This is a genomic window from Aminithiophilus ramosus, from assembly GCF_018069705.1.
In the GTDB taxonomy this organism is placed as follows: domain Bacteria; phylum Synergistota; class Synergistia; order Synergistales; family Aminithiophilaceae; genus Aminithiophilus; species Aminithiophilus ramosus.
In genome coordinates this window covers 111,750-128,722 of record NZ_CP072943.1, presented here as the reverse complement: position 1 = coordinate 128,722, position 16,973 = coordinate 111,750, and the positions used below count along the sequence as shown (strand labels likewise).

The following is a 16,973-nucleotide window of genomic DNA, read 5'->3' as shown; positions in this document are numbered from 1 at the left end:
AAGAGGGGGAACGTCCCTTGAGCGACTATCTGCTGGAACGGAAGGTGACCATCTTCAAGGCCCTGGCTCATCCCGTCCGGCTGGCCATCGCCGAACGGCTCATGGAGGGAGAGCGATGCGTCTGCGAGATCGCTCAGTGGTTCCCCTGCGACCGGACGACGATCAGCAAGCATCTGGCCGTCCTCCGCAACGCCGGCGTCATCACCGACCGCAAGGAGGGGCTCAACGTCCACTACTCCCTGGCCCTGACCTGCCTGGGGCGGCTTTCGACCTGCCTCGACGGAGCGATCCGCAAAGAGGCCCTGGAGAGCCTGCGGCAGATCGACGACAGGGACTGACCTCAGCCGCCGGGACGGGCCCGAACGGGCGGACAAAAAAGCGGGAACCTCGCCCGGCCGGGACGCGACCGGGGGGCTGAAGGATTCGCCTTGAACCGGCATGACGGGCCTGTCCAGGCGGATTTCGGATAAGCGCCGAGTCCGTCCCGGCGAGCCTGCCGATCGGGGGCAGCTCTCGACTTGCCTTCGGACCTTTTTTTGAGGTTCTCTTTTTGTGCTTAATGGACCACATAGACATAAAGGGGGTGCGCAATGAGGACCCTTCGCATCACGTCGGCCTACTGGCTCGAACACGTCAAGGATCACGGCGACGACTTCCGCATCGTCTGGGCCACCATCATCGCCGGATGATGAACGGTTTTCAAAGGCCCGTCGGGCCTTTTCGGAAAGCCGGAGGAAGAGGACAGGGAGACGTTCGAGGCCTTCTCCGTCGAGGGGAGCGACCTGACCTGCTGGATCTCGCGGGAAACCTTGGACAGACTGGAGAAGACGCCTCCCAACGAGGAGGGCGATTTTCTCTTCCACGTCGAGGGGCGGGGACGGTACCGCTTCCGCTTCGTCGAAGAGGGGTAAAAGAGAGGGAGGGACGGCCAGACCCGTCCCTCCCTCTCTTTTACCCCTCTTCTCGCTCCCTTTCCGCCGCGGCCCGACGCGGAGAGGAAGGGGCGCAGGAAGCGGGGCGTTTCCGCCGTGACCTCGTCGCAGAGACTCTCCCCTACCGGGCCAGTTCGCTCAGTCCCTCGAGGCAGAGATCGATCTCGGCCTCTTCGGTGAAGTAGCCCGGCGAGAGGCGCAGCGCCCCTTGAGGGAAGCTGCCCAGGGTCCTGTGAGCCAGGGGGGCGCAGTGGAGGCCGGGGCGGCTCTCGATCTCCCATCGATCGGTCAGCTCCGCGGCCAGGGTACCGTTGTCCATGGAGGCCAGGTTGAGGGCGAAGACGGGCAGTCTCCCCTCCGTCCCCTCAAGGCCGTAGAGAGTCGCACCGGGAAGGGCCCGGAGCCCCTCGAGAAGACGGGAGCCGAGGACCTCCTCGTGCCTCCTGATCGAGGCCACTCCCTCTTTTTCCAGCCAGATCAGGGCCGCCCGCAGGCCGGCCAGGCCCGGAAGGTTGGGCGTTCCCGATTCGAACTTGTCGGGAAGCATGTCGGGCTGGCGCTCCTCGTGGGAGCGGCTTCCCGTCCCTCCGTCGACGAGGGGACGACAGGCCCGGGCGAAATCGGGACGCCAGACGATGCCTCCCGTTCCCTGGGGACCCATGAGTCCCTTGTGACCCGTGAAACAGAGGGCCGCCACGTCGAGGGCCGCCGCGTCGAGGGGAAGGAGACCTGCCGTCTGGGCCGCGTCGACGACGAGGGGGACCGAGGCGTCGCGGCAGATCTCGGCGACGGCCTCCAGGTCCTGGACGGTCCCGCAGAGGTTGCTGGCATGGGAGAGGACGAAGAGGTCGGCCCCCTCGCGGAGGCGCTCCCTCAGAAGCGACGGGTCGAGGCGGCCCCTCGGGTCGCAGGGAAGGATCGTCAGGGACGTCCCTTCCTCCTCGAGGCGGCGCAGGGGGCGGACGACGGCGTTGTGCTCCATCGACGTGGTGACGACGGCCATCCCCGGCCGCAGGAAGCCCCGGAAGATGACGTTGAGGGCCTCCGTCACGTTGAGGGAGAAGGTGACGTAGCGGGGGTCGCCCTTTTCGTGGCCGCCGAAAAACCGGGCCAGACGCTCCCGGACGTCGCCGACGAGATCCATCGTCTCCAGGTCGCGCCTCGAGGCCGACCCCCGGGCCAGATTGGCGCCTCCCGAGGCGAGAAAATCGTACATGGCCCGCGCCACGGGCTCCGGCTTGGGCCACGTCGTGGCGGCGTTGTTCATGTAGACCGACAACAGAATCACCTTCCCTTATGGGCTTTATTTTTTTACATCATACCACCCCCCCATCCCCCTCCCCAAAAGCTCTGCCGGCAGGAGCCGAAGGGGGCTTGCCCTCTCGGGCCGGCCACGCAAGGCGGCCCCGGAGGCGCCGCGCCCCCTTGTCGGAGGGAGGGGACTTGACAGGCTTGTTTTATATGTCAAACTTACTGAGCGCTAAGTATGTTCGACGAGAACGTCGAGGAGGAGGAAGGCCATGGCGGCGGCACGGGACGGAGAGGGAACGAGGCGGAAGATTCTCGGAGCGGCCGAGGAGCTTTTCGCCGAGAGGGGCTTCGACGGGACGACGATCCGCGAGGTGGCCGAGCGGAGCGGCCTTTCGGGACCTCTGATTCTTTTTCACTTCCAGACCAAGGAGGGGCTCTACGAGGCGGTGAAAGACGACATCGTGAGGCGCTGGCAGGCCAACCTGGACGGGTCCCCCCTACCGAAAGGGGGGGCCGGGGCCTTCGTCGACGTCATGATCGAAGCGGCCTTCGCCTTCTACCGGGACAATCCGACGATGGTCAGGATCGCCAACTGGGGACGCCTGGCCGGAGACGACGCCCCCTGGGGCGGAGAAGAGGAGATCCACCGCTGGTACCGGACCTCTCTCGTCGAGGCCCAGAGGCGGAAAGAGATCCGAGACGACATCTCCCCCCTGGCCATAACGGCCCTGATCAGCGGCGCCGTCCACGTCTGGTGGGAGTTTCGGGGCCACATGGAGGAACATGTCCGCCAGGGAAGTTACGAGCCCCTCTCCGACGACGCCTATCTGGACCAGATCACGGCCGTCATCAGGAGAGGCCTCGCCCCCCTGGGAGGAGAGAAAGAGAAGGAGGCCTGAGCCATGGAAAAGGACGGGACATCCCCGATCGGGAGCCTGCCGGAGACGATGCTCATCACCCTCTGGGCCAAGGCCGCCGAGACGGCCCGAGAGGACGGACTTTTCAGGGACCCCAAGGCCGTCGAGATCGTGAGGCAGATCGACTACGACTTCTCCGTCTTCGACGCCTGCTGGAAGTCTCAGCTGGGCGTGGCCGTCCGGTCCATGATTCTGGACCGGGAGACGAGGCGCTTCGTCGACGCCCACCCCGAGGGGGCCGTCGTCAATCTCGGCGCCGGGCTCGATTCCCGCCTGGAGAGAATCGGAGCCAGGGAGATCGACTGGTACGATCTGGACCTTCCCGAGGGGATCGAGATGCGGCGACGGTTCTTCGACGAGACAGGGCGACGCCGTTTCATCGCCAGATCCGTCTTCGATTTCTCCTGGATGGACGAGATCGGCGCCGTCAAAAGCCCCCCGCTTTTCATCGCCGAAGGGCTCCTCATGTATTTCCCCGAGGAGCAGGTCCGATCCCTCTTCGTCGAGCTGGCCCGGCGCTTTCCCCGAGGGGAGATGCTCTTCGAGGCGACGGCGCCCTTCGTCGTCGGCAGGGCCCGATGGCACGACTCCCTCTCCAAGGTCGGAGAGGGCCTGGAGTTCCTCTGGGGACCCGACGATCCCGAGTCGGTCGCCGACTGGTCCGAGGCCATCCGCTTCCTCGGAAAATGGAACTACTTCGACTATGCCCGGCCCCGGTGGCGCTCGATGAGGCTCTTCCGCCACATCCCCCCCTGCGACGGGCCATGTCCTGCCACATCGTCCACATCGGCTTCGACGACCTTTCCCGAAAAGAGGGGGACAAACCATGAAAAAGCAGGCCATCGGCAGACTCCTGGAGATCGCCGGGGAAAAGAAAGGCCTTCTGGTCCTCTCCGGTGGCCTGGCGGCCCTCAGCGCCGCCTGCGCCCTGGCGCCCTATCTGTCGGTCTATCACATCCTGGCCGAACTGCTGGCCAAGGTAGAGGATCCAAGCCGGATCGACGGCCCTCTCATGACCCACTGGGCCTTGTCGCCCTCGTCGGTCTCGTCGCCTCTCTCCTCTTCCTCTACGTCGGCTCCATGGCCGCCCACGTCGCCGCCTTCCGCATCCTCTACGGGCTTAGGGTGAGGCTGGCCGAGCACGTCGGCCGCCTCCCCCTGGGCTACCTCTCCAGCCGCGATCCCGGCGACATGGCCAACATGATCATGGGCGACTTCGCCCTTCTGGAGCAGGCCCTCTCCCACTTCGTCCCCCAGCTGGCCGGAGCGCTCCTCATGCCCCTTCTGGCCCTCGTCGGCCTCTTTTCCCTCGATCCGACCATGGCCCTGGCCATGTTCTTCGCCCTCCCCCTGGCCGTCGCCGTCATGGCGGCGGCGACGAAGCTCCTCCGCGTCCTGGGACGGCGCCACATGAAGGCCAAGATCGGGGCCGCCAACCGCCTTCAGGAGTACCTGTACGGCATCCGCGTCGTCAAGGCCTTCAACCTGACGGGGAGTCGCTTCCGACGCCTCGAACGATCCTTCCGGGAACTGATGAACGAGAGCATCCGCCTCGAGGGGACGATCGGCCCCTTCGTCATGGCCGCCGTGGCCCTCCTGCGGACGGGACTGACGGTGATGATCCTCGTCGGCGTCCACCGCCTCCTGGGCGGCCGTCTCGATCCCTTCGTCTTCGTCACCTTCCTCGTCGTAGGCTCCCGCGTCTTCGACCCCCTCACTCTGGCTTTGATCAACTACGCCGAGCTGCGCTACGCCGAACAGGCCGGAGAGCGCATCCTCCGCCTCGGCCGGGAACCCGTCATGGCCGGTACGGAGACGCCCCCCGAGTCGGCCTCCGTCGTCGTCAGAGACCTTTCCTTCGGCTACGGCGACGTCCCCGTCCTCCGTGACCTGTCGGCGGCCTTCCCCCAGGGGAGCCTGACGGCCCTCGTCGGTCCCTCGGGCAGCGGGAAGAGCACCCTTCTCAAGCTCATCGCCCGCTTCTACGACGCCGACTCGGGTCAGGTCCTCTTCGGCGGCCGGGACGTGAGGGAGCTCGACCCCGAGGCCCTCATGGGGCGCGTCTCCATGGTCTTCCAGGACGTCTACCTCTTCCAGGACACGGTGGCCAACAACATCCGCTTCGGACGCGAGGACGCCACCGACGGGGAGGTCATCGCCGCGGCCAAGAAGGCCCGGTGTCACGACTTCATCAGGAAGCTGCCCAAAGGCTACGACAGCCTCGTCGGCGAGGGGGGCTGCACCCTCTCGGGAGGGGAGAAGCAGCGTCTCTCCATCGCCCGGGCCCTCATCAAGGACGCGCCCCTGGTCCTTCTCGACGAGGCCACGGCCTCTCTTGATCCGGAAAACGAACTGGAGATCCAGCGGGCCGTCGACAGCCTCGTCGCGGGACGGACGGTCATCGTCGTGGCCCATCGCCTGAAGACGGTCTGCCGGGCCGATTCCATCGTCGTTCTCGACGAGGGACGAGTCGTCGAGAGGGGGCGCCACGAGGAGCTCCTGGCCCGGGACGGCCTCTACGCCAGGCTCTGGAAGATCCAGCAGGAATCGCTTGGATGGAGCCTGGCCCCCGCGCCGGAGAGCCTGCCCGTCTGAGACGGAAAGCCTCCGGGTCCTCCTCGGGGGGGGAAAGACCGGCCCCTGAGCCGCCTCCTCCCCGGGGAGAAGCCCGGGCACGACAGAGAAACGCACGGCGGGATAGGGCGTCCGCGTAACGAATCGGCGCGAAAGCTCGATACGAAAGGGTGAAGATCGCATGAACGCAACGATGGTGGAGGAAACGCGGCGCCTCTACGAGACGCGCCTCCGTTTCCTGGCGGCCTGCCTCGAAGTGGAGGCGGAGCGCCTCCTCCCTCGGGGAGAGGCCCTGAACGTGACGGAAAAGGCTTGGGAGCGCTTCGTCGCCCTCCTGCCCGAGCTGCCCTACATCGGCGGAGAGGACAATCCCCTCACGGAAAATCTTCTCGGCGCGGCCTACGAGATGGGCTTCTACGAACTCCTCGAAGAGCGGGGCCTCGACGTCGAGGCCGTGGCGGCCGTCAATCGGGCCGCCCTGGCCCTCTACACCCGACAGAAGTGCCCTCCGGAAGGGCGGGCCGCCATGAGGGAGGCCTTCTTCCGGGCCCCATCGGGTGGTCCCGACGGACCCCGAAAAGCCTTCGACGGCGATTGGGCCGCCCGAAGGGTCGAGCCCGGCGAGGAAGATGGCTTCGACTTCGGCGTCGACTACAGCCGCTGCGCCATCGTCGACCTCTACCGAAGCCGCGGCGCCCAACGGTTCCTTCCCTACCTCTGCGCCAACGACTATGCCGTTTTCGAGGAGCTGGGCCTCTGCCTCGAAAGGACGGAGACGATCGGCAACGGCGCCTCCCGCTGCGACTTCCGATTCCGGCGCGAGGGAAGGCCTCGCCACGTCGAGAGAGTCGACGGCCTGGCGGAATTCTCGAAAAGGCCCTGACCGACGGCGATCGGCAAGGCCACGATCGGGCCGTCTCTGCAGGGCAAAATCGGCCCAAGCCCCCGATCCGGCGGTCCCGAAAAGCAGCCTTCGGCCCCGATTCGGGGCGCCGTCTTCGACGCCACGGCCCCTTCGCGGGCCCGCCCCCGGACCGCCCCCTCCTCTCCGTCTGGCTGGGGAAATCCCTCCGATCCATGGGCGAGGCGGTCCCGGCCGAAGGCGCCTCCGGTCGGCGGCGGAGCCGCCCCTCCGGGACGAGAGAGGGGGACAATGGTCGCGAACCGGTCCTCAAATGTGCCGCCAAGGCCGTTGACAGCGCCTCTTTATGTGGTAATATTGCCACAGAACATCCGGAGGTGACCTCGATGAAGATACAGATCCTGGGAACGGGCTGCGCCAAGTGCAAGAAGCTGGCCGAGACGGCCGAGACGGCCGCCAGGGAGCTCGGCCTCGACTACGAGCTGGTCAAGGTGACGGAGATCAGCGATATCCTCGACTTCGGCATCATGGCCACGCCGGGGCTGGCCGTCGACGGCAAGGTCCTCTCGGCGGGAAAGGTGCCCACCGTCGAGCAGGTCAAGACCCTCCTGAGCGGCCTGGACAAATAAGAGACAGGAAAGGCCCTGCGGGGCCTTTCTTTCGCCCCATTGGTGGCCTTTTTACCACAAGGAGGTTTGTCATGACCGAGACGAAGAAACTGCTCTGGATCGTCGGCGCCTTCCTGGCGGCCTACTTTCTGCCCGTGGCCGATCCCCGCGTGGCCAAGGCCTCCTTCGAGGCCCTGGCCATGCTCCACGAGTACGCCCGCGAACATGTCCTCCTCTGCCTCGTCCCGGCCTTCTTCATCGCCGGGGCCATATCGGTCTTCGTCAGCCAGCAGGCGGTGATGAAGTATCTCGGCGCGGGGGCGAAGAAGTGGGTGGCCTATTCCGTCGCCGCCGTCTCGGGGACCATTCTGGCCGTCTGCTCCTGCACGGTCCTCCCCCTCTTCGCCGGCATCTACAAGCGCGGCGCCGGTCTGGGCCCCGCCTCGGCCTTCCTCTACTCGGGGCCGGCCATCAACGTCCTCTCCATCGTCCTCACGGCCCGCGTCCTGGGCTTCGAGCTCGGCCTGGCCCGCGCCGTCGGGGCCATTTCCTTCAGCGTCCTCATCGGCCTGGCCATGGCCCTTCTCTTCCGCAACGAGGAGGCCTCGCGTCAGCAGGGCTTCGTCGAACTTCCCTCCGAGGAGGGACGTCCCCTCTGGAAGACGGTCTGGCACATGGCGAGCCTCGTCGTCTTTCTCGTCTTCGCCAATTTCGCCGCCCCCCGCAGCGAAGGCGGACTCTGGACGGCTCTCTACGCCGTCAAGTGGCCCGTCGCGGGGGCAGCCCTGCTTTTCGTCCTTTTCACGACGCGGCGCTGGTTCTCCGCTGAAGAGCGTCAGGAGTGGGGCCAGTCGACGCTGGGCTACGCCCTCCAGGTCATGCCCCTCCTCTTCGGCGGCGTCCTCGTCGCCGGATTTCTCCTGGGACGGCCCGGCCACGAGGCCCTTCTCCCCCCCTCCTGGGTGGCCTCTCTCGTGGGGGGCAACTCGGTGGGGGCCAACTTCTTCGCCTCTTTGGCCGGCGCCCTCATGTACTTCGCCACCCTCACCGAAGTGCCCATCCTTCAGGGGCTGCTGGGCTCCGGCATGGGACAGGGACCGGCTCTGGCCCTCCTTCTGGCGGGACCGGCCCTCTCTCTGCCCAACATGCTCGTCATCCGCAGCGTTTTGGGGACGAAAAAGACCGTCGCCTTCGTGGCCCTCGTCGTCTCCCTGTCCACCCTGGCCGGCCTGATCTACGGCGCCCTCGTCGGCTAGGCGAGGGGGCGAGAAGCCCCCCCGTTTTCCCCCTTTTTCAGTCTGGAGGAGATACCATGAGCGACATCCGAGAAGAGGTCCGACGGAAGTACACCGACGCCATCAGGCGTCAGAGCGCGTCCTGCTGCTGCGGAAAAGACTGCGGAAGCGATCCCGTCACCGAAGGCAACTACGATCGGCAGGAGCTGGCCGAACGTCTCGACGGCCTGGAGATCCCCTCCTTCGGCTGCGGCAACCCCACGGCCCTGGCCGCTATCGAAGAGGGCGAGACGGTCCTCGACCTCGGCAGCGGCGCCGGCCTCGACGTCTTTCTCGCCTCTCTCCAGGTGGGGCCTTCGGGCCACGTCTACGGCCTGGACATGACGGAGGCCATGCTCGAAGAGGCCGAGAAAAACCGCCGCAGGGCCGGGATGGAGAACGTCTCCTTCATCCGAGGCGAGATGGAGGCCATTCCCCTCCCCGACGGGAGCGTCGATCGGGTCCTCTCCAACTGCGTCGTCAACCTCTCTCCCGACAAGGACCAGGTCCTTCGGGAGATTTTCCGCGTCCTCCGCAGGGGAGGGCGCATGGCCCTTTCCGACATCGTCCTCCTCCGGCCTCTGCCCCCGTCCGTCCAGGCCAGCGTGGCGGCCTGGACGGGCTGCATCGCCGGAGCCCTTCCCGTCGACGTCTTCCGGGCCAAGATCGACGCGGTCCCCTTCGACGACGTGACGATCACCCTCACCAAGATCTACGCCTTCAGCGACGACGAGGCGGCCGAACTCTTCCCCGACCTCTCGGAGGAGGACCGCCGCCTGGCAAGCGGAACCGTCGCAAGCGCCTTCATCTCCGCCGTCAAGGGTCTCTGAACGGAGCCCCCCCAGAAGACACAAGGGCAGGGGACCCGCCGGGGTCCCCTGCCCTTGTGTCTCTGTCTGTCCGACGCTCTTCCCGCTCCGCCTTTCAGCTTCGGGCGGCGATGAAGGCCTCGACGGCCGAGCGGATCGCGTCGCGGATGGACCGCGTCGCGGCCAGTTTCTCCTCCTCCGTGCCCTCGAGGCCTTCGGGGTCGTCGAAGGGCCAGTGAAGGCGTTCGCCTTTCCCGGGAAAGACGGGGCAGCGACCGGCCTTGGCGGCGTCGCAGACGGCGATGACGACGTCGTATTCCCGCCCCTCGAGGAAAAAGGCCTCGACGCTGTCGACGCTGTTGGCCGCGATGTCGATGCCCTCTTCGGCCATGACGGCCACGGCCAGAGGATGGACGCCCGGGCCCGGTTCGAGGCCGGCGCTTTCGGCGACGAAGGCGCCGCCGCCCAGTCTGTTGAGCCAGGCCTCGGCCATCTGGCTCCGGGCCCGGTTCTTCCCGCAGATGAAGAGGACTTTCAAGGGTTCCATCTTTTCCGCCTCCTTCCTCTTCCTGTTACAATGCCTATTGAAGCAGAAAAAACGCCTCCGGTCCGTCACGAAAAGGTCACGAAAAAGCGGGGACCTCTCCCGAAGGCCCCTTCGAGGGCAAGGACCGCTCGGGCCTCGCGAGATCGCGAAAAGGAGCCAACGATGACAGAAGCCCACTTCAGCGGTAAAGACGCCGCCTCGAGCCGCGGAGCCCTGACCGACGCCCTCCGGGGGGCCCGGGCCGTCCTTCCCATCCTCGTCGGGATCGTCCCCTTCGCCGTCGTCCTCGGCTTCATCATGAAGCAGACGGGGCTGACCTCCTTCGAGAGCGGCTTTTTCTCGCTCTCCCTCATCGCCGGAACGTCCCAGGTGGCGACGGTCCACCTCTTCGGCGCCGACGCGCCCTTTCTCGTCATCGTCGCCACGGCGGTGATGCTCAACATGCGTTACGCCATGTACAGCCTCTCCCTCGTCCCCCTCCTGGGGCACGAGCCCTGGTGGAAACGCCTTCTCTGCGCCTATGTCATCTCCGACCAGTCCTACGCCTTCACCATGGCCGAGGTGGAGACGACAGGGGGACAGATGGACGTGACGGCCTTTCTTCTGGGCGCCTCTTTGGCCATCTTCCTCCCCTGGGCGGCGGGCATTTCCGTCGGCTATCACGTCGGCGCCGTCATTCCCGCCTCGCTCCCCCTCGACTTCACTCTGCCCCTCGTCTTCACGGCCCTCCTGGCGCCTCAGATGAAAGACAGGGGAAGGATCGGGGCCGCCGCCGTGGCCGCCCCGGCCGCCGTCGTCCTCGTCCCCGCCGTGCCCCTTCAGCTGGGCTTCCTCGCCGCCCTTCTCCTGGGCGTCGCCGCCGGCGTCCTCCTCGACGGGAAAGGACGGGCCTCATGACCTTCCTCGTCGTCGCCCTGGCCGTCTCCCTGGCCTCGCTCGTCGTCAAGGGACTCTTCACCTGCTTCGTCCCCCCCGACAGGATCCCCTCCTCCGTCGACGCCATCTTGCGCTACATCCCTCCGGCGGCCCTGGCGGCCCTCGTCGCACCGGCCATCTTCTACGCCAAGACGGCCCAGGGGAACGTCTTCTCCCCCTCCCGCCTCCTGGCCGGGCTGGGAGCCCTGGCCATCGCCGCCCACAGCCGCAACGTCCTCGTCACCATCGTCGGCGGCATGGCCCTTCTCGTCTTTTTTCAGCTTTTCCTCTGAAAACGGGAACCTACGAAAAAAGGGGCTCCCTCCGCGCGCGGAGGGAGCCCCTTTTTTTTGCCCCTCAGGCCACTTCCGGAAGGACCCCTCCGGGGAAACGGAGGCGGAAACGCCCCACGGACTGGACGACGAAGAGGTAGTCGCCCTCGTCGGTGGGCCTGATCTTCTTCCACTCGTCCAGGACGTCGCGGTGGATCCAGCAGCGGGCGCCGTCCGTTCCCTCGATGGAGAAGACCTCGTAGGCTTCCGAGTTCTCCTCGGGGCTGCCCAGATAGGCGGCGGCACCGCGAAAGACGGAGCAGCATCCCAGAATGATCGTCCGCCAGACGATGCGGAAGTTGCCGTCGCTGTGAGCGGCGATCTCTCCCAGCCAGTAGTCGGAGGAAATCTGGAGGGTGCGCTCCTCTGTCATCAGCCTTCGCAGCCTCCTCCGCAGGAACCGCAGCTGCAGCTGCACCCGCCTCCGCGCATTTCCTGCAGGAGGGGAAGGTAGATGTCGAGAAGGGCCTGAAGGCCCTCCCGGCAGTCGCAGGTCTCGCTGCAGGAGCCGAACTGCTCTTCCAGGGCCTCGACGGTCTCCGCCCCCAGAGCGATGGCCTGAACGACCTCTTTTTTCGTGATCCCCGTCTCGGGGCAGACGACCTGATCCTGAGGAGCCTCTTTCCAGTTCATGACGATGACCTCCTGTCGGCATCCCGGACCGCTCCGGCCCGGATTTCTTGGGGCCATTATACCCAATAAGTGGTCACATTTCCACATATATTTTTCCACTACCCCTCGTCGCGAAGGCGATAGCCGACGCCGGGCTCGGTGAGGAGGTAGCGAGGCCTCGAAGGGTCGGGCTCGATCTTGCGGCGCAGGTTGCTCATGTTGACCTGGAGGAGATGACGTTCCTCCCGGTAGGCCTCGCCCCAGACCGCCTGGAGGAGGCGGCCGTGGGTGACGACCTTGCCTCTGTGGCGGATGAGCGTTTTGAGTAGGTCGTATTCCGTCGGCGTCAGGGAGAGTTCGCGGCCTCCGAGGAGGACACGGCGACGGGGCAGATCGACTTCGAGGTCGCCGACGCGAAAAAGGGGCTCCTCTCCGGCGGGAAGGGCCCGGCGCAGGACGGCCCGCATGCGGGCCAGAAGCTCGCCGATGCCGAAGGGCTTGACGACGTAGTCGTTGGCTCCGCCGTCGAGGGCGGCGATTTTCTCGGCCTCCCTGTCGCGGACGGAGAGGACGATGAGGGGGATCTGGGACCAGCTCCGCAGCTCTTCGATGAACTCCCTTCCGTCGCGGTCGGGGAGCCCCAGGTCGAGGAGGATCAGGTCGGGACGGACCTCGATGGCCCGAGCCAGCCCCTCGGCGGCGGAGGCTGCCTCGAAGACGGCGTAGCCCTGGGGAGAGAGGGCGAGGTCGAGGAGGCGGCGGATGGCCTTTTCGTCGTCGACGACGAGGACGCGCCGGTTCTCGGCCGTCACGGCTCGACCGCCTCCGGCAGGGTCACCCTCATGACCGTTCCGCCGTCCCTGCGGGAGAGGGCCTCCAGCGTTCCTCCGTGAGCCTCGACGATCCCCTTCGATATGGCCAGCCCCAGCCCCGTGCCTCCGCCGCCGGGCGCGAGGCGGAAGAACTTCTCGAAGACCTTCTCCCTGAAGGCCTCGGGAATTCCCGGTCCGCGGTCGAGGACGTCGAAGACGAGGGAGGCGCTCCCGCAACGACGGACGGCCAGGGCGAGGGGCGAGCCGGGAGGGCTGTATTTGAGGGCGTTGTCGACGAGGTTGACGAGGACGAGGGAGAAGAAGATGAAATCGACGGTGACGAGACAGGCCTCGCGGGGCAGTTCCGTTTCGACCTCCCGTCCCTCGAGGCGCTCGTGCATCTGGTCCAGGACGTGGGCGACGATTTCGGCCGGGTCGCAGGGCTCGAGGGCAAGCCGAAGGGCTCCCGCCTCGAGGCGGCTCATGCCGAGCAGGTTGCCGACGAGACCGTTGAGGCGCCGCGCCTCGGACCAGGCCGTCTCGATGAGCGCCGACCGGGAGGCCTCGTCGAAGGCGAAGGCCTTCGCCCCCCCTCGCAGGGAACTGAGAACGCCGGTGATGGACGACAGAGGCGTCCGTATTTCGTGAGAGATGGAGTTGAGAAGGGCCGTCTGGATCTTCTCGCGGACCTGGAGGAGCTCCGCCTCGCGGGCCCGCTCGTCGAGCAGGAGATGATGAAGGGCCTGGGCCGCCTGGAGGACGACCGTGTCGCGCAGCCGCCCCGAACGGCTCTCCTGGCGGGGGAAAAGGACGAGGACGCCGACTTTCTCGCCCGGGACTTCGAGGGGAAGACCGAGGGCGCCTCCCGTCGTCTCCTGGGATCGGCCGAGGCGATGAACGTCGCCGACCATCGCCTCCAGACCGGCCGTCGGGGGGAGAGGCGTGACGGCGCGGAGACCGCCCGATCCGTCGGCCAGGAAAAGGGCCGAATCCCAGCCCAACATCCGCGAGAGGTGTTCCGTCACGGCGGCGACGACGGCCTCTCTCGACGCCGCAGCGGCCAGGTCGCGGCTGAAGGCGTGAAGGGCCAGGGCCTCCTCCTCCCTGCGCCTGGCCTCGCGGGCCTGCTCTCGGGCCCGCGAGGCCAATCCGCTGACGACGAGGCCGACGCCGAGGAGGCCGGCGAAGGTGACGAGGTACTGGGAATCGGCGACGGCCAGGGTGTAGTAGGGAGGCACGAGAAAGACGTCGAAGGCGAGAACGCCGACGACGGCCGTCACCGCTGAAGGCCCCCTGCCGAGGAAAAGGGCCGCCACGAGGACGGCGGCGAGGTAGACCATGACGACGTTGGCGGGAGCCATGACGCGGCTCAGGGGAAGCCCGACGGCCGTGGCGGCCAGGGCGAGGGCCAGACCCCCTCCGTAGGCCCGGGGAGAGGGGCCGTCGCCGCGGGAGGGGGGAAGGGCCTCGACGCCGCTGAAGGCGACGACGGAGATGGAGCCGCTGAGACGGATCATGCGGTCCACGAGGGTTCCCCGCAAGAGGGTTCTCCACCGGGGAAGAAGGGGCTTGCCGGCGAGGATGCGCGTCACGCCGTGGCGACGGGCGAAATCGGCGGCGACGGCGGCGACGTCGTCGCCGGGGCGGACGAAAAGCCGAGCGCCCAGCTCCTCGGCGAGACGCAGATTCCCCTCCATGGAAAGCCGATCGGCCTCCCCCTGGCGGGGAAGGGGGGGCTCCACGTGGAGGGCCCACAGCTCGCCTCCGGAAGCCCGGGCCATCCGGAGGCCTTCGCGGAGAAGGCGCTCGCCGAAGGGGCTGGGGCCGAGACAGACGAGAATCCGCTCGGGCCGGGACGCAGGGGATTCCGACGGAACGGGATGGGCGTCGACGCTCTTCATCTGCCCCACCTCCTTCTTCCCCGACATTTTAGCCCTTCGCCCTCAAGGATTCATCAAAAAGGTCGGATCCGTACCTCAAGATTCGATCAAGGGAGAAGGGACGGCGCCGGACGCCATGCTAGAATCGCTGCCGACGGGAGGGAGACGCCGTTGACGTTGTCCATTCGGAACAAGATCCTGCTCGGATTGATCGCGCTCGTTCTGCTCAATTTCCTCGTCCTGGCGATCTCCTTTTTCTACCTCATCGGCCTGGGACGATCGGCCGAGGGAATCCTCAAGGAGAACTACGAAAGCATCGAGGCGGTCCGCACCATGGAGCGGGCCCACTCCCGGCAGCACCTTCTCCTTTCGGGCCCGCCGCTGGAGAGGGGCACCTTCTCCGCGCTGTACGAGGCGGAGATGGCCTTCATGGAGGGCTATCATCGCGCTCGGGGAAATCTGACCCTTCCCGGAGAGGGGCCTGCCGTCGAAGCCGTCGGAGAAAGCCATCGCCGCATCTGGATGAGTCTCATCGATTCCATGAGCCGGCTCTCCACCTCGGCCGGTCTGCCCTTCGACGAGGCCGCGGAGGCCCTCGCCCATCTGGAGGGAATGAACCGCGACGCCATGTTCGCCGCGTCGGATCGGGCCCTGCAGCAGGCGCGAAGGGCCGTGGGCATCACCGGCCTTCTGGGCGGCCTGTCGCTAGTGGGCGGCATTCTTTTCGGGTCCATCCTTCCCGGTCGCATCGTTCGTCCCCTTCGGCGCCTCCTGGAGGGAACGGAAAAAGTCGGAGAGGGGCACTACCCCGAAGTCCCCGTGGAGGGTCTCTCGGGCGACGAGATCGGCCAGCTGGCCCTCTCCTTCAACGGAATGGTCCGTAAGCTCCGGCTGCAGAATGAGATGAAGGTCTCTCAGCTCTTGGCGGCCACCAACAAGAGCCGTTCCATCATCGCCGCCATGGATGACGGCCTCGTCGTCGTCGACAGCCATCTTGTCGTGACCGACATCAACCCCTCGGCCGCCCGCATGCTCGATCTCGCGCCGGAGAGGACGCTGGGAAGACATATCTTCGAGTGTCTCTCCGGCGAGGAACTTCAGCAGAAAATCAAAGAGACCGTCGAAACGGGCCGCTCTCCGACGACCCTCCCCTTCGACCACGGGACGGACCGGCGAAACCTTCTTCTGGAGCTTTCGCTCATCCCCATCCGCAACGGCGGGGAACCTCCCGTTCCCGTGCTGATCGTCTTCAGAGACGTGACGCAGAGAGTCACCCTGGACCGAGCCAAGAGCGATTTCATCGCCCGAGCCTCCCACGAGCTGCGCACGCCGCTGACAAGCGCCCTCATGAGCCTCGATCTGCTCCGGGAACATCTCGGCGGCGGAATCGAGGGCGATGAGAGACAACTTCTCGTCGCCGCCGACGAAGATCTCCATCGACTTCGATCGCTCGTCGACGATCTTCTCGATCTCTCCCGACTCGAAGCGGGACAGATCGCCCTCTCCTTCGAGGAGGTCTCCCTGGGCGTCATCGTCGACGACGTGCTCAAGATCATGGCCATCCAGCTGGCGGAGAAGGACCTATCCGTCACGTCCCGTCTCGGCGATCCTCTTCCCCTGGTCCGCATCGATCCTTCCAAGATCGCCTGGGTGCTGACAAACCTCATCGCCAACGCCCTGCGTCATACGCAGCAGGGCGGACAGATCGACATCGGCGCGTCGGCCATGGGGCGATGGATCCGCGTCGACGTCACCGACAACGGAGAAGGGATCGCCGAAGACGATCAGGCCCGTATTTTCGAGAAATTCGCCCAGGTGTCGGGTCAGCGGACGGGCACGGGGCTGGGGCTGCCCATATGCCGCGAGATCTTGAGAGCTCACGGAGGCGCGATCTGGGTCCGTTCCTCTCTCGGCTCCGGGAGCACCTTCAGCTTCACCGTTCCGGCAGCCTCGGCGGGAGAAGAGAGAAACGAAGGCGAGGAGAGAACAGCATGACCGATGTTAATCCCATTTTGATTGTCGACGATGAACGGAACATACGGCTCGTTCTGGGCCACGCCCTCCGAGAGGCGGGCTATTCCGTCGATGCGGCCCTGAGCGGAGAAGAGGCCCTGGCGATGGCGGCCGCCAAGAGCTACCGGCTGATCCTTCTCGACCTCAAGCTACCCGGCATGGACGGCCTGACGGTCCTCCATCGCCTGACCGAGCGTCGGCCGGAGACCAAGGTTCTCGTCATCACCGCCCACGGCAGCATCGAATCCGCCGTCGAGGCTCTCAGGACGGGAGCGGTCGACTACCTGCAGAAACCCTTCAGCCCCTCCGAATTGAGAGAACGCGTCCGTCGGGCCCTGGAGGACCGCTCGACGGAAAGTTACGACGGCTGCTGCGACAGGGCCCGGGAGGCTCTCGGGAAAAAGGAGTTTCAGAGCGCCAGGGCATTCCTCCGCCGCGCCCTCGGCCTGCTGCCGGGCCGGCCCGAGGCCTTCAACCTCATGGGACGCCTCCTCGAAGAGGAGGGAAACCCTCTGGAGGCTCAGGAACAGTACCGCGTCGCCCTCTCCCTCGACGAGGCCTACCGGCCGGCCCGCAAAAATCTGGACCGTCTCGTCATGGATCTCCGATCGCTGCCCGACGACGGCAGGCCGTGA

At 66.4% G+C, this 16,973-nt stretch carries 17 protein-coding genes; 11 read left to right on the top strand and 6 right to left on the bottom strand.

What is annotated here, in order from left to right:
* The first annotated feature begins 17 nt into the window (after positions 1–17).
* Positions 18–338 (top strand): ArsR/SmtB family transcription factor, encoded by a 321-nt coding sequence (locus KAR29_RS00585; RefSeq protein WP_274373717.1) that lies wholly within the window; start codon positions 18–20, stop codon positions 336–338.
* A 715-nt stretch (positions 339–1,053) separates the two neighbouring features.
* Here KAR29_RS00585 and KAR29_RS00580 read toward each other — a convergent pair.
* Positions 1,054–2,211, bottom strand: coding sequence for an aminotransferase class V-fold PLP-dependent enzyme (locus KAR29_RS00580; protein WP_274373716.1), 1,158 nt, complete (start codon positions 2,209–2,211; stop codon positions 1,054–1,056).
* A gap of 241 nt (positions 2,212–2,452) precedes the next feature.
* On the opposite strand from KAR29_RS00580, the gene KAR29_RS00575 reads away from it, so the two are divergent.
* The 6 genes from KAR29_RS00575 to arsM all read left to right on the top strand — a co-directional run bounded on the left by KAR29_RS00575 (position 2,453) and on the right by arsM (position 9,248).
* Positions 2,453–3,082, top strand: a complete 630-nt coding sequence (locus KAR29_RS00575; RefSeq protein WP_274373715.1) for a TetR/AcrR family transcriptional regulator — start codon at positions 2,453–2,455, stop codon at positions 3,080–3,082.
* A 3-nt stretch (positions 3,083–3,085) separates the two neighbouring features.
* The gene (locus tag KAR29_RS00570) at positions 3,086–5,695 is read left to right on the top strand and encodes an ATP-binding cassette domain-containing protein (RefSeq protein ID WP_274373714.1); all 2,610 of its coding nucleotides are present in this window, start codon (positions 3,086–3,088) and stop codon (positions 5,693–5,695) included.
* Between the two features lie 160 nt (positions 5,696–5,855).
* Positions 5,856–6,557, top strand: a complete 702-nt coding sequence (locus KAR29_RS00565; RefSeq protein ID WP_274373713.1) for an L-2-amino-thiazoline-4-carboxylic acid hydrolase — start codon at positions 5,856–5,858, stop codon at positions 6,555–6,557.
* A 365-nt stretch (positions 6,558–6,922) separates the two neighbouring features.
* The gene (locus KAR29_RS00560; RefSeq protein WP_274373712.1) at positions 6,923–7,165 is read left to right on the top strand and encodes a thioredoxin family protein; all 243 of its coding nucleotides are present in this window, start codon (positions 6,923–6,925) and stop codon (positions 7,163–7,165) included.
* Positions 7,166–7,236: 71 nt separating this feature from the next.
* Positions 7,237–8,400: a permease gene (locus KAR29_RS00555; RefSeq protein WP_274373711.1), complete on the top strand. Its 1,164-nt coding sequence runs from the start codon at positions 7,237–7,239 to the stop codon at positions 8,398–8,400.
* Positions 8,401–8,456: 56 nt separating this feature from the next.
* Positions 8,457–9,248 (top strand): arsenite methyltransferase, encoded by a 792-nt coding sequence (arsM, locus tag KAR29_RS00550; protein WP_274373710.1) that lies wholly within the window; start codon positions 8,457–8,459, stop codon positions 9,246–9,248.
* 94 nt (positions 9,249–9,342) lie between these two features.
* Here the strand turns inward: arsM and KAR29_RS00545 are convergent, their stop codons facing one another.
* Entirely contained in the window at positions 9,343–9,774 is a 432-nt protein-coding gene (locus KAR29_RS00545) for an arsenate reductase ArsC (RefSeq protein WP_274373709.1), read from the bottom strand.
* 162 nt (positions 9,775–9,936) lie between these two features.
* Here KAR29_RS00545 and KAR29_RS00540 point away from each other — a divergent pair, with 162 nt between their 5' ends.
* Positions 9,937–10,671, top strand: a complete 735-nt coding sequence (locus KAR29_RS00540; protein ID WP_274373708.1) for an AzlC family ABC transporter permease — start codon at positions 9,937–9,939, stop codon at positions 10,669–10,671.
* Positions 10,668–10,982, top strand: coding sequence for an AzlD domain-containing protein (locus KAR29_RS00535; RefSeq protein WP_274373707.1), 315 nt, complete (start codon positions 10,668–10,670; stop codon positions 10,980–10,982). Before KAR29_RS00540 ends, KAR29_RS00535 begins: the two co-directional genes overlap by 4 nt.
* Positions 10,983–11,046: 64 nt before the next feature.
* Here the strand turns inward: KAR29_RS00535 and KAR29_RS00530 are convergent, their stop codons facing one another.
* From KAR29_RS00530 to KAR29_RS00515, 4 genes are all read right to left on the bottom strand, one after another.
* Positions 11,047–11,394: a hypothetical protein gene (locus KAR29_RS00530; protein ID WP_274373706.1), complete on the bottom strand. Its 348-nt coding sequence runs from the start codon at positions 11,392–11,394 to the stop codon at positions 11,047–11,049.
* Positions 11,394–11,654, bottom strand: coding sequence for a hypothetical protein (locus KAR29_RS00525; protein WP_274373705.1), 261 nt, complete (start codon positions 11,652–11,654; stop codon positions 11,394–11,396). The genes KAR29_RS00530 and KAR29_RS00525 overlap by 1 nt, the downstream gene beginning before the upstream one ends.
* A 98-nt stretch (positions 11,655–11,752) precedes the next feature.
* Positions 11,753–12,445: a response regulator gene (locus KAR29_RS00520; RefSeq protein WP_274373704.1), complete on the bottom strand. Its 693-nt coding sequence runs from the start codon at positions 12,443–12,445 to the stop codon at positions 11,753–11,755.
* Positions 12,442–14,346, bottom strand: a complete 1,905-nt coding sequence (locus KAR29_RS00515) for a DUF4118 domain-containing protein (RefSeq protein ID WP_274373703.1) — start codon at positions 14,344–14,346, stop codon at positions 12,442–12,444. Before KAR29_RS00515 ends, KAR29_RS00520 begins: the two co-directional genes overlap by 4 nt.
* Before the next feature lie 150 nt (positions 14,347–14,496).
* On the opposite strand from KAR29_RS00515, the gene KAR29_RS00510 reads away from it, so the two are divergent.
* Together KAR29_RS00510 and KAR29_RS00505 are read left to right on the top strand one after the other, a co-directional pair.
* Positions 14,497–16,320 (top strand): sensor histidine kinase, encoded by a 1,824-nt coding sequence (locus tag KAR29_RS00510; protein ID WP_274373702.1) that lies wholly within the window; start codon positions 14,497–14,499, stop codon positions 16,318–16,320.
* Entirely contained in the window at positions 16,317–16,973 is a 657-nt protein-coding gene (locus KAR29_RS00505) for a response regulator (RefSeq protein WP_274373701.1), read from the top strand. Before KAR29_RS00510 ends, KAR29_RS00505 begins: the two co-directional genes overlap by 4 nt.

Bases quoted from the DNA above. Each gene is read 5' to 3' on its own strand.
- KAR29_RS00560 (WP_274373712.1), top strand. From the start codon at position 6,923: ATGAAGATACAGATCCTGGGAACGGGCTGCGCCAAGTGCAAGAAGCTG.
- KAR29_RS00545 (WP_274373709.1), bottom strand. From the start codon at position 9,774: ATGGAACCCTTGAAAGTCCTCTTCATCTGCGGGAAGAACCGGGCCCGG.
- KAR29_RS00570 (WP_274373714.1), top strand. From the start codon at position 3,086: ATGGAAAAGGACGGGACATCCCCGATCGGGAGCCTGCCGGAGACGATG.
- KAR29_RS00565 (WP_274373713.1), top strand. From the start codon at position 5,856: ATGAACGCAACGATGGTGGAGGAAACGCGGCGCCTCTACGAGACGCGC.
- arsM (WP_274373710.1), top strand. From the start codon at position 8,457: ATGAGCGACATCCGAGAAGAGGTCCGACGGAAGTACACCGACGCCATC.
- KAR29_RS00535 (WP_274373707.1), top strand. From the start codon at position 10,668: ATGACCTTCCTCGTCGTCGCCCTGGCCGTCTCCCTGGCCTCGCTCGTC.
- KAR29_RS00555 (WP_274373711.1), top strand. From the start codon at position 7,237: ATGACCGAGACGAAGAAACTGCTCTGGATCGTCGGCGCCTTCCTGGCG.
- KAR29_RS00515 (WP_274373703.1), bottom strand. From the start codon at position 14,346: ATGAAGAGCGTCGACGCCCATCCCGTTCCGTCGGAATCCCCTGCGTCC.
- KAR29_RS00540 (WP_274373708.1), top strand. From the start codon at position 9,937: ATGACAGAAGCCCACTTCAGCGGTAAAGACGCCGCCTCGAGCCGCGGA.
- KAR29_RS00530 (WP_274373706.1), bottom strand. From the start codon at position 11,394: ATGACAGAGGAGCGCACCCTCCAGATTTCCTCCGACTACTGGCTGGGA.
- KAR29_RS00525 (WP_274373705.1), bottom strand. From the start codon at position 11,654: ATGAACTGGAAAGAGGCTCCTCAGGATCAGGTCGTCTGCCCCGAGACG.
- KAR29_RS00505 (WP_274373701.1), top strand. From the start codon at position 16,317: ATGACCGATGTTAATCCCATTTTGATTGTCGACGATGAACGGAACATA.
- KAR29_RS00575 (WP_274373715.1), top strand. From the start codon at position 2,453: ATGGCGGCGGCACGGGACGGAGAGGGAACGAGGCGGAAGATTCTCGGA.